The organism is Salinispora sp. CH2A1_6 (assembly GCF_056820975.1).
Genome location: NZ_JBXEDG010000016.1, coordinates 360214 through 374151, shown reverse-complemented (window position 1 = coordinate 374151; position 13938 = coordinate 360214). Strand labels below are relative to the sequence as shown.

The following is a 13938-nucleotide window of genomic DNA, read 5'->3' as shown; positions in this document are numbered from 1 at the left end:
GTGAGGGGTGCGTCCGGCCTCTCCCCCTGTCCGGCCCAGGAACTCCTCGGGCCGATCGTCAGGCGACGGCCTGCGCCACGTTCTCCCGAACCCAGTCCACGATCGACCCCGTGGTGGCGCCCGGAGTGAAAATCTTGGCCACACCTATCTGCTGCAGTTCCGGGATATCAGTGTCCGGAATGATGCCCCCGCCAAAGACGACGATGTCTCGCGCGTCTCGCTCGGCAAGGAGCTCCAACACCCGCCGGAAAAGGGTCATGTGCGCCCCGGACAGAACGGAAAGTCCGACCGCGTCGGCGTCCTCCTGGATCGCGGTCTCCACGATCTGTTCCGGGGTCTGATGCAGCCCGGTGTAGATGACCTCCATCCCGGCGTCCCGGAGGGCACGCGCGACGACCTTTGCGCCGCGGTCATGGCCGTCCAGGCCCGGTTTGGCGACGACGACCCGAACACGAGAGCTCATCTGCGCATCCCTTTCACCGGCTCCGCGGCTTGACCTTAACGAACGGTAACCCGACCGGTCCGAGCCGAGGAATCCGGGCCGTCACACACGCCGCGGCCGGCGCACCCACCCACCCCACCGGAGAACGGGACAACACCCGGGGCCGGTCAAGTCGGACGACTCCGCCGTTCAGTCACCCTACGCGACGAACAGGATGAGATTGGGGACACCTTCACCGGCCCAACCCCTGGGCAATAGTGGATAGAATCGGACAAACATCACACCAATCTGGCGATGCGGCTTGTGACGGACCTGGCGGTTGGCTACCGTGTCCAACGGTTGTCATCAGGTCCATGGACGGGTGACGACGCGATCGGCGAAGTTCACCCAGCTCCACGAACCCGCCCGATCGCCTCGATACCCCGACAACGGAGGGTGTGCGTGCGCCAGCGCCTGTCGTCTGAGCCCGATAGATATCGCGGCCGCCGCCGCGTACCCACCCCACCGCGGAGCCGCTACGCCGCAGTGGTTACCACCGCCCTCGTCGGCGCCAGCGGAGTCGCGCTCTTCGCCGGCAGCGCCCTTCCCGACGCCAAGAGCGTCAGCCCGACGGTCCTGGACGAGCTGAAGACGGCCTCCGCGCTCAGCGAGGACGCCGCGGAGCGCGCCAACGCCGCCGACCGCTCGTCGCGGGACGGCGAGCGGTTCAGCTTGGAGGCGGAGACCGGAGTCTGGTGCCTCCCACTCAAGGACTACGAATTCAACTCCCCATACGGCGTTCAGGGTGAAGAGCTCCACACCGGTGTGGACCTGGCCGCCCCGGAGGGCACCCCCTACGTCTCCATCCATGACGGCACCGTCACCAAGGCCGGCTGGTTTGGCGGATACGGGTACACGGTGATCGTCGCGAACGCCGACGGCAGCGAGGCCATCTACGGCCACTCCTCCACTCTCAGCGTGCAGGAGGGCCAACAGGTCAAGGCCGGCGACCAGCTCGGTCTGGTCGGCAACACCGGCCTCTCCTACGGCGCCCACCTGCACCTGGAGGTCCATGTCAAGGGCGAACCGCTCGACCCGGTGCCCTGGCTGATGGAGCGCGGAGTGGACATCCAACTTCAAATGGAGCCTTTCCACAGCGAGGTAACCACCCCCTGACACAGGGTCACGCCCTACTGCCGCCCGGATCGAAGGATCCGGGCGGTTTTTTTGCACCTCCAGCAGGCAAAGGTGTTTGAGGTCACCTCCAACAGTGTGACAGAGCCCACGTGCGAGCCGGATCGCTGCCGCGGCGATTCGCGACAGGGACTGACAAAGCTCCAACGATCGCGTCGGACCGCGCCTACCCGAGAGCCCCTCGTCTCCGGCCGGCTCCGGGCGGACCTCAGGATGTCGGGGTCACGTGCCCCTACCAGCAGTGAAGGTCCGTTGTGCAGAACGACAGCCCCCGCTCGCGCAGGAATACCGCGCCGGCCCGCCATCGGCGACCGACCAGCACCCGGGGCCGGGTGCTGCGGACCGCGGCTGCCGCGGTAGCCGGACTCGCCCTCACCGGAGTCGCGGTAACAGCGATCACCGGAGATGACCAGAGCGCCCCACCGCACGGTGCCGTCGACGTCGACCTGCGAGCCCAAGCCGAGGCCCGGGCCGGGGCCGAGGCCCGGGCCGGGGCCGAGGCCGCGGCCCGCGCCGAAGCGGCCGCCCAAGCCGAGGCCGCGGCCCGCGCCGAAGCGGCCGCCCGCGCCGATCGCTCCGCCCGGGAGTCGGCGAGCAGCAGTCCGACCCCCAGCGCCTCGGCGAGCCCCACCGCGCAGCCCTCGGCCAGCGTGACACCGAAGATGACAGCCAGAGCAACCACCACGACGACCACCGCGGCAGCGCCGACCTGGGTCATCCCCATGGCCGACGCCGCCATCACCTCCTGCTACGGCCCCCGGTCGGGAATCCTGCACGCCGGCATCGACTTCGCGCTGCCCGCCGGCACCCCGGTCCGCGCCGCCTTCGGCGGCACCGTGACCAAGGCCGGCGACGTCGGCGACGGATACGGCATCTCGGTCGTCATCGATCACGGCAACGGCTATCTGACCCACTACGCCCACCTGAGCACCGCGAAGGTGACCGTTGGCGACCAGGTCAACACCGGTGACACCATCGGCCTGGAGGGTTCCACCGGCGACTCCACCGGCCCGCACCTGCACTTCGAGGTACACCAGGGCCAGCTGTGGAACCAGATCGACCCCGCGCCGTTCCTCCGCGAACGCGGCATCGACGTGGCCTGCTGACCGAGTGCCTCCCGTGGCGGCGGAGCGGAGCCCGCCGTCGGCTCAGAGTCGATCGATCGGTGCGTGCCGGAGCACCAGCCAGAGCGTCTGGTCACCGAAATCGATCTGGGCCCGGGCGCCCGGGCCGTGCCCTTCCACCGCGAGCACGCGACCCAGCCCGTACCGCTGGTGGTTGACCCGGTCCCCGACCGCGACCCGCGGGGGTGCCGACGGCAACTCGCTGGCCGTGGCGAGGCGGCTACCGTCAACGCCGAGCCGACGTGCGAGCTGCGTGGCCTTCGGCGTGCCCCCGGTGAAGCCGCCCTGCCCCCGGTCCGCACGGCCGCCCACACCCCCGCCGCCGCCGGCCCACGAGGTGTACGAGCCCTCGGTGCGCTCCCAGCGCACCAACTCCACCGGCAGCTCCGCGAGGAACCGGGACGGCGCGTTGTAGGCCGGCTGGCCCCACGCCGATCGAGTGACCGCCCGGGACAGGTAGAGACGCTGCCGGGCCCGGGTGATCCCCACGTACGCCAGACGCCGCTCCTCCTCCAATTCGTGGTTGTCGCCGAAGGTACGGGCGTGCGGGAAGACCCCGTCCTCCATCCCGGTCAGGAACACCACCGGAAACTCCAGTCCTTTGGCGGTGTGCAGCGTCATCAGGGTGACCACCCCCTGGTGCTCCGGGTCGTCGGCGGGCAACTGGTCCGCGTCGGCCACCAGCGCGACCTGCTCCAGGAAGCCGGCGACGGTGGCCCGCTCGCCCTCCTCGCCCAGGCCCTCCACCCGCTCCGTGTATTCCCGGGCCACGCTGACCAGCTCCTGGAGGTTGTCGACCCGGCCGGCATCCTGCGGGTCCAGGCTCTCCTCCAGCTCGGTCAGGTACCCCGACCGGTTCAGCAACGCCTCCAGTACCTCCTCGGGCGCGCTGGTCTCCGCGACCTCCCGGGCACCGTCGAGCAGCGCGATGAACTCCGCGATGCCGTTCGCCGCCCGGGTGGAGATGCCCGGCGCGTCCTTGGCCCGGCGCAGGGCCGCGCCGAAGGAGATCCGGTCCCGGCTGGCGAGCGCCTCGACACACGCCTCGGCGCGGTCCCCGATGCCCCGGCGGGGAGTGTTCAGCACCCGACGAAGGCTGACCGTGTCGTCCTCGTTGACCAACGCCCGAAGGTAGGCCAGGGCGTCCCGGACCTCCTTCCGCTCGTAGAAGCGGACCCCGCCGACGACCTTGTAGGGGAGGCCGACGCGGATGAACACCTCCTCGAAGACCCGGGACTGGGCGTTGGTGCGGTAGAAGACCGCCACATCCCCCGGCCGGGTGTCGCCGTCGTCCACGAGCCGGTCGATCTCCCGGGCCACCCAGTCGGCCTCGGTGTGCTCGGTGTCGGCGACGTAGCCGACGATCGGGTCGCCGTTCCCGGCCTCGCTCCAGAGCCGCTTGGGCTTACGGGAGGTATTTCGGTCGATCACGGCGTTGGCCGCGTTCAGGATGGTCTGGGTGGAGCGGTAGTTCTGTTCCAGCAGGATCGTCCGGGCGTCGGTGAAGTCCCGCTCGAACTCCAGGATATTGCGGATCGTCGCGCCCCGAAACGCGTAGATCGACTGGTCAGCGTCACCCACCACGCAGAGCTCCGCCGGGTCGAGCCCGTCGGTGCCCGACACCAGCTCCTTGATCAGCACGTACTGGGCGTGGTTGGTGTCCTGATACTCGTCAACCAGCACGTGCCGGAACCGACGCCGGTAGGTCTCCGCGACGTGCGGATGCGACTGGAGCAGGTGCACCGTCGTCATGATCAGATCGTCGAAGTCCAGCGCGTGCGCCTCCCGGAGCCGCCGCTGATAGAGCGCGTACGCCTCGGCGAGCGCCCGCTCGTTCGGCCCCTTGGCCCGGGCCGCGAACTCCTCGGGGTCGACCAGCTCGTTCTTCAGGTTGGAGACCTGGGCGGCCAGCCCGCGCGCCGGGTAGCGCTTCGGATCGAGATCCAGCTCCCGGGCGACCAACTGCATCAGCCGACGGGAGTCGTCGGCATCATAGATCGAGAAGGTCGACTTCAATCCGGCGTGCTCGTGCTCGGCCCGCAGGATGCGGACACACGCGGAGTGGAAGGTCGAGACCCACATCAACCGCGCCCGCGACCCGACCAGCTGGGCCACCCGCTCCTTCATCTCGCCCGCGGCCTTGTTGGTGAAAGTGATCGCGATGATCTCACCCGGGTGCACCTGTCGCTCCGCGAGCAGGTACGCGATCCGATGGGTAAGCACCCGGGTCTTGCCGGAGCCGGCCCCCGCCACGATGAGCAGCGGTGACCCGGCGTGGGTGACCGCGTCCCGTTGCGGGCCGTTCAGCCCGTCCAGCAACGCCTGTGGGTCGAGGCGCGCCGGAGTGGGCCGTCGCGGCGGGGCAGGGTCGGGCGCGGACGAGGGCACGGGAATGTCAAAGAGAGGATGCATCGCACGGCGAGTCTATGCCGTCGCCCTGACGAATCCCTTCGGCCACGGCCCGGGTGTGTGCGACGGTGCACTCGCCCACGCCCACGGTCCTCCCCTCCGGTGACACCAGCCTCTCTGGGGGCTCTTCTTGCGGCCCACCGCGGAAGAGGGCATACTCGGACCCGTGTTCGATCAGCGCGACTACTTTTACTACGGCCCGGAGAGTCCGGTAGCCGTGGGTCACAGCTGATCAACAAAGACCTACGAAAAGGCCCCGGGCTCGCGAGCCCGGGGCCTTTTCGTCTCGGGATCCGGGCACCAGCGCCCGACACCCGAAGGGGACGACGATGATGACAGGCGTGGCGGAACAGAGCGGCAGCACGGACGAAACGAATGGCGCGGAGGGCACCGCCGGTCGCGATGCCGGCACGAAGGAGCCACTGGCCGCAGCACAGATCGCGAAAATCCGGCAACGGATCGACGAGATCGACGGCACCCTGATCGACCTCTGGCAGGAACGGGCACGACTCTCCCAGCAGGTTGGCGTGACCCGCATGGCCTCCGGCGGCACCCGCTTGGTGCTCTCTCGGGAGCAGGAGATCCTGGAACGCTTCCGGGCCGCGCTGGGGGCGGACGGCACCCAGGTCGCCCTCCTGCTGCTCCGCGCCGGCCGCGGCCCGCTCTGATCCGACGGCCCGGTGGTGAAACAGGACCGGGGCGTCGGCCAGGTCTGGCCGACGCCCCGGTCGCTGTAGCGCTGTTACCGCTGCGCGTGCACCACGTCCCGAACCTCGGCGAAGTGGCAGGCGCTCGGGTGGTCCGAACTCTGCCGGACGGCCAGCTCCGGCTCCCGCTGAGCGCAGATCTCCTGCGCCTTCCAGCAGCGGGTCCGGAAACGGCAGCCGGAGGGCGGGTTGGCCGGTGACGGAACATCGCCGGTCAGCACGATCTGGTCCCGCATACCCCGCAACTTCGGATCCGGCACCGGCACCGCCGAGAGCAGCGCCTGCGTGTACGGGTGGGTGGGGTTCTCGTAGATCTGGTCCTCGGTGCCGATCTCAACGACCCGACCGAGGTACATCACCGCGACCCGGTCGGCGATATGCCGCACCACGGACAGGTCGTGCGCGATGAAGATGTACGACAGCCCCAACTCCTTCTGGAGCTTCTCCAGCAGGTTGATCACCTGTGCCTGGATCGACACGTCCAGGGCGGAGACCGGCTCATCGCACAAGATGATCTCCGGGTTGAGCGCCAGTGCGCGGGCGATACCGATGCGCTGACGCTGACCGCCGGAGAACTGGTGCGGGTACCGGTTGATGTGATCGGGGTTCAGACCGACCAGATCCAGCAGCTCCTGCACCCGGGCCCGCCGCTTCGGCTTCTCCAGCACCTCGGAGTGCACCTCGAACGGCTCGCCGATGATGTCGCCGACGGTCATCCGCGGGTTGAGTGACGTGTACGGGTCCTGCATCACCAGCTGGATGTTGCGCCGGCCGCGACGACGCTCGGCACCGCCGACCTTCGCCATGTTCCGGCCCTGCACGAACAGGTCACCGGAGGTGGGGGTCTCCAGCCCCACCAGCATCCGGGCGAGGGTCGACTTGCCACAGCCGGACTCGCCGACGATGCCCAGGGTCTCACCCCGGCGCAGCTGCAGGTTGATCCCGTCAACCGCGCGGACCGCACCGATCTGCCGCTTGAAGAGGATCCCCTGGGTGAGCGGGAAGTGCTTCACCAGGTCACGGGCCTCCAGCACGATGTCAGACATCGGCCTGGACCTCCTTCCAGAAGTGGCAGGCGGAGCTTCGGGCCGGGGCCACCTGATGCAGCGGTGGCACCGGATCCTGACGGCAGGCATCCTTCGCGTACCGGCACCGGGGGTTGAACGCGCAGCCCTTCGGGATGTCGGTCAGCAGCGGCGGCAAACCCTTGATGGCGGAGAGTTCCTGCCCCTTGAGGTCCAGGCGGGGAATCGACTCCAGCAGGCCCTTGGTGTACGGGTGGGATGGGCTCTCGTAGATCTCCCGGACCGGCGCCTCCTCAATGACCCGGCCGGCGTACATCACCGAGATCTGGTCCGCCACGTCGGCGACCACACCCATGTCGTGCGTGATCAGCAGCAGGCCCATGTTCCGTTCCTGCTGCAACTCGGCGAGGAGGGACATGATCTGGGCCTGCACGGTGACGTCCAGGGCGGTGGTCGGCTCGTCGGCGATCAACACCTCCGGGTCCAGCGCCAACGCCATAGCGATCATGACGCGCTGGCGCATACCACCGGAGAACTGGTGCGGGTACTCGTTCACCCGCTGCTTCGCCGCCGGAATCTTGACCAGGTCAAGCAGCTCGACAGCGCGCGCCTTGCTGTCCGCCCGGGACATGCCCCGGTGCTTGCGGAACAGCTCGCCGAGCTGGAAGCCGACCGTGAAGACCGGGTTCAGCGCGGAGAGGGCGTCCTGGAAGATCATCGCGACCCGGTTGGCGCGGACCTTACGCCGCTGCTCCTCCCGCAGCTTGAGCAGGTCGACGCCGCGGTAGCGGATCTCCCCACCGGTGATGAACCCGGGTGGGCTGTCCAGGATCCCCATAATCGCCTGGGCGGTGACGCTCTTACCGCAGCCGGACTCACCGAGAATCGCTCGGGTCTCGCCGGCCCGCAGGCTGAAGCTGACGCCGTTGACCGCGCGGGCGATGCCGTTGCGGGTACGGAACTCGACGTGCAGATCCTTGACCTCGAGCGGCAACGCATCCGAGTCAAGGCCGGGCAGGGCGTCCAGCTTGACGTTCACATCAGTGCTCATGGCGCTCACCGGAACTTCGGGTCGAGGGCATCGCGCAGGGCGTCACCCATGAGAATGAAGGACAGCACCGTGCCAATCAACAGCCCGCAGGGGAAGAGCAGCAGCCACGGGTCCTCCAGGAAGTAGACCTGATGGGCCGAGATCATGATGCCCCAGGACTGCGCCGGCGGCTGGAGCCCGATACCGAGGAAGGTCAGCGTGGCCTCCGCGGCGACGAACGAACCCAGCACGATCGTGGCGTACACCAACATCGGCGCAATCGCGTTCGGCAGGATGTGCCGGAACATCAACCGACCATTGCCCGCCCCGACCGCCCTCGCGGCCTGCACGTAGTCCAGATCCTTTGAGGAGATGACGCTACCGCGGATGATCCGGGCGATCGTCGGCCAGCTCAGCAGGAACAGCACCAGGGCGATGGTCACGACGTTCTGCTGCTTGATCAGGGTCAGGAAGACGATCGCGCCGAGCAGGAACGGCAGCGAGAAGAAGATGTCCATCAACCGGGAAATGATCCCGTCGACCCAGCCGCCGTAGTAGCCGGCGAGGAGTCCCATCAGGCCACCGAAGAGCACGATGCCCCCGGTTGCCATGATCGCGATCACCATCGACGGCCGAGCGCCGTAGATGGCGTGCGAGTAGTAGTCGCAGCCCTGGATGTTGAAGCCGAACGGATGTTCCCAGCTCGGCGCGATCCGGGACTGGTCGGTGTCACACGCCCGGGGGTCCTGACTGGTCCAGAGCTTCGGGAAGGCCGCCATCGTGCTGACCACGAGAATGTACAGGACGGCGAGCATGAAAACCGGGTCGCGGACCAGCTGGCGGCGGGCATCCGCCCACAGGCTGGCATTGCGCTCCTTGCCGCTCCTGCTCTTCTCTCCCGGGGCCCGGCCGTCACCGGAGCCCGGGGCTCCGCCGACAGCGGTGCCGGCACTCGTCGCATCACTCATGTCCACACCTCGTTTCGCTTCGCCCTGCCGCGGATCGCCGGGATCGCCGGCCACCGGTTACTGACCACGGGGCCGTCACTCATAGCGGATCCTCGGGTCGAGCACGGCGTACAGGAGGTCGACCAACAGGTTGACGAGCAGAATGACCAGCACCAGCATGGTCACCACGCCGATGATCACCGGTGATTCCCCGGTACGGGCGGCGGCCGTCACCAACCGGCCGATACCGGGCACGTTGAAGATGGTCTCGGTGACCACCGCGCCGGCCATCGCCGAACCGATGTCGACGCCGAGGTACGTGATCACGGGAATCAGCGAGTTACGCAGCGTGTGCACGCCGATGACCCGCTTGTTCGCCAGGCCCTTTGCCCGCGCGGTCCGGACGAAGTCGGCGCGGATGTTCTCCATGATGCTGGTCCGGGTCAGGCGCGCGGTGGTGGCGAGCGCGACCGAGCCGAGCACCATGCCGGGGATCAGCAGACTGGCGAAGGGGTAGTCCGGCTTGAACCCGGGGCTGAAGAACCCGTACGCGACGACGTCGGGGATCCACTCCTGATCACGCAGGACGTTGCCGAACTTGACCCCGACGAACTCTCGCACCACCACACCGAGCACGAAGATCGGCACAGAGATCACGAAGACGGTGCTGATCTTCACCAGGTTGTCGGCGAAGCTGCCGCCCCGCAGACCCGCCCAGACGCCGGCCGCGATACCGACGGCGGCCTCGAAGATGATCGCGATCAACAAAAGCTTGAGGGTGAACGGAACGGCGTTGGCCACCAGGTCGGTGACCTCCTGCCGCCGCATGTTGATGCCGAAGTCAAAGTGCAGGAAGACTCCACTCACCCGGTCGAGGAAGAGCCCGAAGCAGGGGTTGCCCTTCTGCTCGAGGCAGGGGTCACCGTAACCGAGTCGCTCGGTGACCGCCTGGAGCAGAGCCGGCGGTGGGGTCCGGTCGCCGAAGAGCGCCCGGACCGGGTTACCACTGAACTGGATCGCCAGCGAGGTCATGTAGTGGAGCAGGAACATGGTGCCCAGCACGGTCGGGATGAACTGGAGCAACCGTCGAATGACGTAGCGCCCCATGTCGGGGTCTCCTCTCGGCGCTGATATGGCGACAACGATCACCCTGGTGGGGTGACCGTTGCCGCCACATCCTTCTTACGGCTGGATCAGATGGCCGAAGCGTGGTTCTACTTCAGCGAGGTCGCACCGTAGTCGGCGCCAGCGACCTGGTTCCAGACGAAGGTGTCGACGTTCTCGCTGTAGATCGCCGCCTCCTTCCGCCAGAACATCGGGATGACCGGCAGCTCCTCAGCCAGGACATCCTCAGCCTGCTGGTAGAAGCCGATCGCCTCGTCGATGGTCGCGGCGGAGTCACCCTGCTTGATCAGGCTGTCGAACTCGGGGTTGCTGAAGGTGCTGTGGTTGCTGTCGGCACCAGAGCCGTAGATCGGAGCCAGGTAGGTCTCCAGGTACGGGTAGTCCGGGCCCCAGCCGAGCCGGAACGGGCCGGTGAGCTGCTCGTTGTCGGCCGTCTCCAGGTACTCGGGGAACTGCAGGTTGACCTTCAGCTCGTAGTCGATCCCCAGCACGCCCTTGATCTGGTCGCCAACCGCCTGCAGCCAGGCCTCGTGGCCAGCACCCGCGTTGGCCCACAGGACCAGCTTGTCGCCCTTCCAGCCGCCGGCCTCGGCGAGCAGCGCCTTGGCCTGCTCGACGTCCTTCTGGCAGTAGGTGCAGACACCCTCGCGAGCGCCCTGGAAGCTCGGCGCGACGAAACCGGTAGCCGGGGCGTACCGGCCGTCGAAGACCGCGTCCACGATCGACTGCCGGTCGATCGCCAACGAGAACGCCTGCCGGACGCGCTTGTCCTGGAAGTTCTCGTTGTACAGCGGCAGGCCGACATAGTTGAAGCTGTCACCAGCCTGCTCGTACAGCCGATCGCCGTAGCTGGCCTTGGCGTCCTTGAAGCGCGCCGGCGGGATCGTGTACATCACGTCCAGCTCGCCGGCCTGGAAGGCGGCGTAGCCGCTGTCCACGTCGGCGAAGAGCCGGTAGTTGATGCCGTCGGGCTTGCCCGGCTCACCGTTCCAGCTGTCGCTGCGCACCAGGTTGATCTCGACGTTGCGTTCCCAGGTACCGTCGATCTTGTACGGGCCGTTGCCGATCGGCGTCTCGTTGCAGGTGTCCGCGTCGTCGATGCAGGCCTGGGCCATCGGGAAGAAGCCGACGTAGCCGACCGTGGTCGGGAAGCCGGTGAACGGCTCGCTGAGCTCGACGGTGAAGGTCAGGTCGTCGACCTTCTTCAGGCCGGACATCGTCTCGGCCTTCGGCGGCGGGGCCTTCTCCGGCCCCTCACCGTCCGGGTCCTTGGACGTGACGTCGCCGAAACCGGCGATGCGCTTCATGAAGTAGCCGTTGTTCTGGGCGTTCGGCCCGTAAGCGGCGTAGTTCCACGAGCGGATGAAGGCGTCGGCGTCGACCGGCTCACCGTTGTCGAAGGTGTAGCCGTCCTTCAGCTTGACCGTCCAGAGCTTCTGGTCCTCCGACTCAATCGAGTCGGCCAGGTCGTTCTCGACTTCACCGGTCTCGGCGTTGTACTTGACCAGACCACGGTAGAGCTGACGGATCACGTAGATCGACGGCTCGTCATTGCCGTTCGACGGCAGTAGGAACGCCGGCTCCGACGCGTAGACGCGAAGCGTGCCACCGGCATCACTGCCGCTGTCGCCCGAGCCGCTGCCGCTGCCGCAGGCGGTGGCCAACATAGCGGTGGCGGTCGCCGCGACCGCCACCTTCAGGAATTTCCCGCGCATTGGGAGTGCCTCCTCAGGGCGCTCAGCTCACGAGGGGGTGTGAGGTGCCTGCCACTGTGACACCGGACGCGCGCTAGCGGGAAGGCGTGTTATCAACCCGATACCCGGCCGGGACGGTGCGTACATCCACCCGGAGGTGGATTCATCGGCCTTAGGCAAGCGTGGTAAGAGCTGCGGAAACAACATCGGCAACGGCCAACGCCGGCGCTTGCTCGCCCGCACCGGCAACCCTGGCGGGCGGCTCAGACGAGCCGACGATCCGCCGCCCAACGGGACAACTCGTAGCGGCTGGACATCTGGAGCTTGCGAAGCACGTTCGACACATGCGTCTCGACCGTCTTGATCGAGATGTAGAGCTCCTTGGCGATCTCCTTGTACGCGTACCCGCGAGCGAGCAGACGCAGCACCTCCCGCTCCCGGTTGGTCAGCTGGTCCAGCTCCGGGTCGGAGACCGGCGCGTCCGGGCGCGCGGCGAAGGCGTCCAGCACGAAACCGGCCAGCCGAGGGCTGAAGACGGCATCGCCCTCGGCGACCCGGCGGACCGCCGCCGCCAGCTCGTCCGGTGAGATCGTCTTGGTGACGTAGCCACGGGCGCCAGCGCGGATCAGCCCGATCACGTCCTCGGCCGCGTCCGAGACGCTGAGCGCAAGGAAGCGCACGTGCGCGTGCGTGCGCCGGATGGCCTCGAGCACCGCCCGGCCGCCCCCCTCCGGCATATGCACGTCAAGCAACACCACGTCCGGTTCGGTGGCGGCGATCCTACTGACCGCCTCCCCCACCGTGCTCGCCTCGCCCACCACGTCGACATGCGCACCCAGCTCGACACGGACTCCGGCCCGAAACATCGCGTGATCGTCGACGAGGAAGACGCGCAACCGCCGTGCGGCGGCCCCGCCTTCCGCCGCTGCGCCTGGTGCCTGCTCCGCCATTCACCTACTCCTCTCCGCCGTGGACCCGTCGCGGGAGATCGGCAGGATCAACCGGATCTCGGTCCCCTCCCCGGGCTCGGAGCGGAGCTCCGACCGGCCACCGTGTCGCTTCATCCGCCCGATGATCGAGCCCCGAACGCCGTGCCGGTGGTCCTCCACCGTAGTCGGGTCGAAGCCCCTCCCCCGATCCCGGACGAAGACGCTGACCTGCTCGGGTTCGACCTCGGCGTAGAGCGAGACGGTCTGCACCCCAGCGTGCCGGGCCGCGTTTACCAGCGCCTCGCGGGCGGCGGCCACCAACGCGCCGACCCGCTCGTCGGTCTCCCGGTCACCGACGACCACCGTCTCCACCGTGATCGCGTACGTGTCCTCCACCTCGGCCGCCGCCTGCTCCAGCGCCGCCGCGAAGCGCTCCGTCGGCGAAGCCGTCGGCCGGTAGAGCCAGTTACGCAGCGAGCGTTCCTGACCCCGGGCCAGCCGCGTCACCATCTTCCCGTCGCTGGCGTTTCGCTGGATCAACGCGAGGGTGTGCAGCACCTGGTCATGCACCATGGCGGCCAGCTCGGCCCGCTCCTGCTCCCGGATCCGCCCTTCCCGCTCCGACCGGAGCTGGTTCCACGTGCGCCAGAGCACCGGCGCGGCCACCACCCCGACACCTGCCAGACCGACCAGGGCAAAGATCACACCGTTGAGCACCGCGTCGAAGTTCTGCGTCGGTGAATACACCGCCGCCACCCCGATCGCCCCCACCGCAACCAGGATTCCGCCGCCGATGAATCGGAGTACGAACGCCCGCCGGTCACTCTCCTCCACCACCGCGCTCAGCCAGGGCACCGGCGGCGTCCCGCCCCCCTGCCGTCGCCGCTGCGGTGCGGACTGGTGCCAGATCAGCCCAGCCCCGACCGCGATGATCGTGACCAGCCAGCCGGCGGTGCCGGCCACACCGGTAGCACCCACCGAATCAAAGAGGATCATCTGGAGGATCAGCACCACCAGGCCGATCGCCACGAACGGCAGCAGCTGAGCCACGTCGCGACGGGGCGGGGTGGCGGTGTCTCCCGGTCGCACCGGCACCACCGCCCAGAAGGCGGCGTACAGCAGCAGCCCGAGGCCGTTGAAGCCGAGTAACACCAGGAACGCGACCCGGACCCAGAGCACCGGAATGCGAAGGTGCCCGGCGATCCCCGCCGCCACCCCAGCAGCGATCCGGTGCTCGCGGGCGCGGTAGAGGCGCGGCGACGAGTTGATCACGGCACTGATCGCGGGGCTCCCTAGCTAGTCGCGGCGGGTTTCGCCGGCGAGCGGCACACGC

12 protein-coding genes are annotated in these 13938 nt (G+C 68.2%); 3 read left to right on the top strand and 9 right to left on the bottom strand.

Going from position 1 to position 13938, the window contains the following annotated elements; all coding sequences use genetic code 11:
- Positions 1-58: 58 nt before the first annotated feature.
- Positions 59-463, bottom strand: coding sequence for a coenzyme B12-dependent isobutyryl CoA mutase small subunit (gene icmB, locus AC1UKG_RS22785; RefSeq protein ID WP_018744206.1), 405 nt, complete (start codon positions 461-463; stop codon positions 59-61).
- Between the two features lie 420 nt (positions 464-883).
- Here icmB and AC1UKG_RS22780 point away from each other — a divergent pair, with 420 nt between their 5' ends.
- Positions 884-1597: a M23 family metallopeptidase gene (locus tag AC1UKG_RS22780; RefSeq protein ID WP_033662828.1), complete on the top strand. Its 714-nt coding sequence runs from the start codon at positions 884-886 to the stop codon at positions 1595-1597.
- A 272-nt stretch (positions 1598-1869) separates the two neighbouring features.
- Positions 1870-2721, top strand: coding sequence for a M23 family metallopeptidase (locus tag AC1UKG_RS22775; RefSeq protein ID WP_482643231.1), 852 nt, complete (start codon positions 1870-1872; stop codon positions 2719-2721).
- Between the two features lie 42 nt (positions 2722-2763).
- Here the strand turns inward: AC1UKG_RS22775 and pcrA are convergent, their stop codons facing one another.
- Positions 2764-5151 (bottom strand): DNA helicase PcrA, encoded by a 2388-nt coding sequence (gene pcrA, locus AC1UKG_RS22770; RefSeq protein ID WP_026271338.1) that lies wholly within the window; start codon positions 5149-5151, stop codon positions 2764-2766.
- 326 nt (positions 5152-5477) lie between these two features.
- Between pcrA and AC1UKG_RS22765 the strand changes: the two genes are divergently transcribed.
- A complete protein-coding gene (locus tag AC1UKG_RS22765) occupies positions 5478-5816 on the top strand; it encodes a chorismate mutase (RefSeq protein ID WP_033662829.1) in 339 nt (112 codons plus the stop codon).
- Positions 5817-5890: 74 nt separating this feature from the next.
- Here AC1UKG_RS22765 and AC1UKG_RS22760 read toward each other — a convergent pair whose 3' ends face one another.
- The 7 genes from AC1UKG_RS22760 to AC1UKG_RS22730 all read right to left on the bottom strand — a co-directional run bounded on the left by AC1UKG_RS22760 (position 5891) and on the right by AC1UKG_RS22730 (position 13877).
- On the bottom strand, positions 5891-6901 hold the full coding sequence (locus AC1UKG_RS22760; RefSeq protein ID WP_018744211.1) for an ABC transporter ATP-binding protein: 1011 nt from the start codon (positions 6899-6901) through the stop codon (positions 5891-5893).
- Entirely contained in the window at positions 6894-7931 is a 1038-nt protein-coding gene (locus AC1UKG_RS22755) for an ABC transporter ATP-binding protein (RefSeq protein WP_018744212.1), read from the bottom strand. Before AC1UKG_RS22755 ends, AC1UKG_RS22760 begins: the two co-directional genes overlap by 8 nt.
- A 5-nt stretch (positions 7932-7936) precedes the next feature.
- Positions 7937-8878 carry an ABC transporter permease gene (locus tag AC1UKG_RS22750; protein ID WP_026271339.1) on the bottom strand — a complete coding sequence of 314 codons (942 nt, stop codon included), beginning with the start codon at positions 8876-8878 and terminating at the stop codon, positions 7937-7939.
- A gap of 75 nt (positions 8879-8953) precedes the next feature.
- Positions 8954-9964 (bottom strand): ABC transporter permease, encoded by a 1011-nt coding sequence (locus AC1UKG_RS22745; RefSeq protein ID WP_018744214.1) that lies wholly within the window; start codon positions 9962-9964, stop codon positions 8954-8956.
- A gap of 107 nt (positions 9965-10071) precedes the next feature.
- A complete protein-coding gene (locus AC1UKG_RS22740) occupies positions 10072-11697 on the bottom strand; it encodes an ABC transporter substrate-binding protein (protein ID WP_018744215.1) in 1626 nt (541 codons plus the stop codon).
- 242 nt (positions 11698-11939) lie between these two features.
- Positions 11940-12626 carry a response regulator transcription factor gene (locus AC1UKG_RS22735; protein WP_018744216.1) on the bottom strand — a complete coding sequence of 229 codons (687 nt, stop codon included), beginning with the start codon at positions 12624-12626 and terminating at the stop codon, positions 11940-11942.
- Entirely contained in the window at positions 12627-13877 is a 1251-nt protein-coding gene (locus AC1UKG_RS22730) for a PspC domain-containing protein (protein ID WP_029124097.1), read from the bottom strand.
- Between the last annotated feature and the right edge of the window lie 61 nt (positions 13878-13938).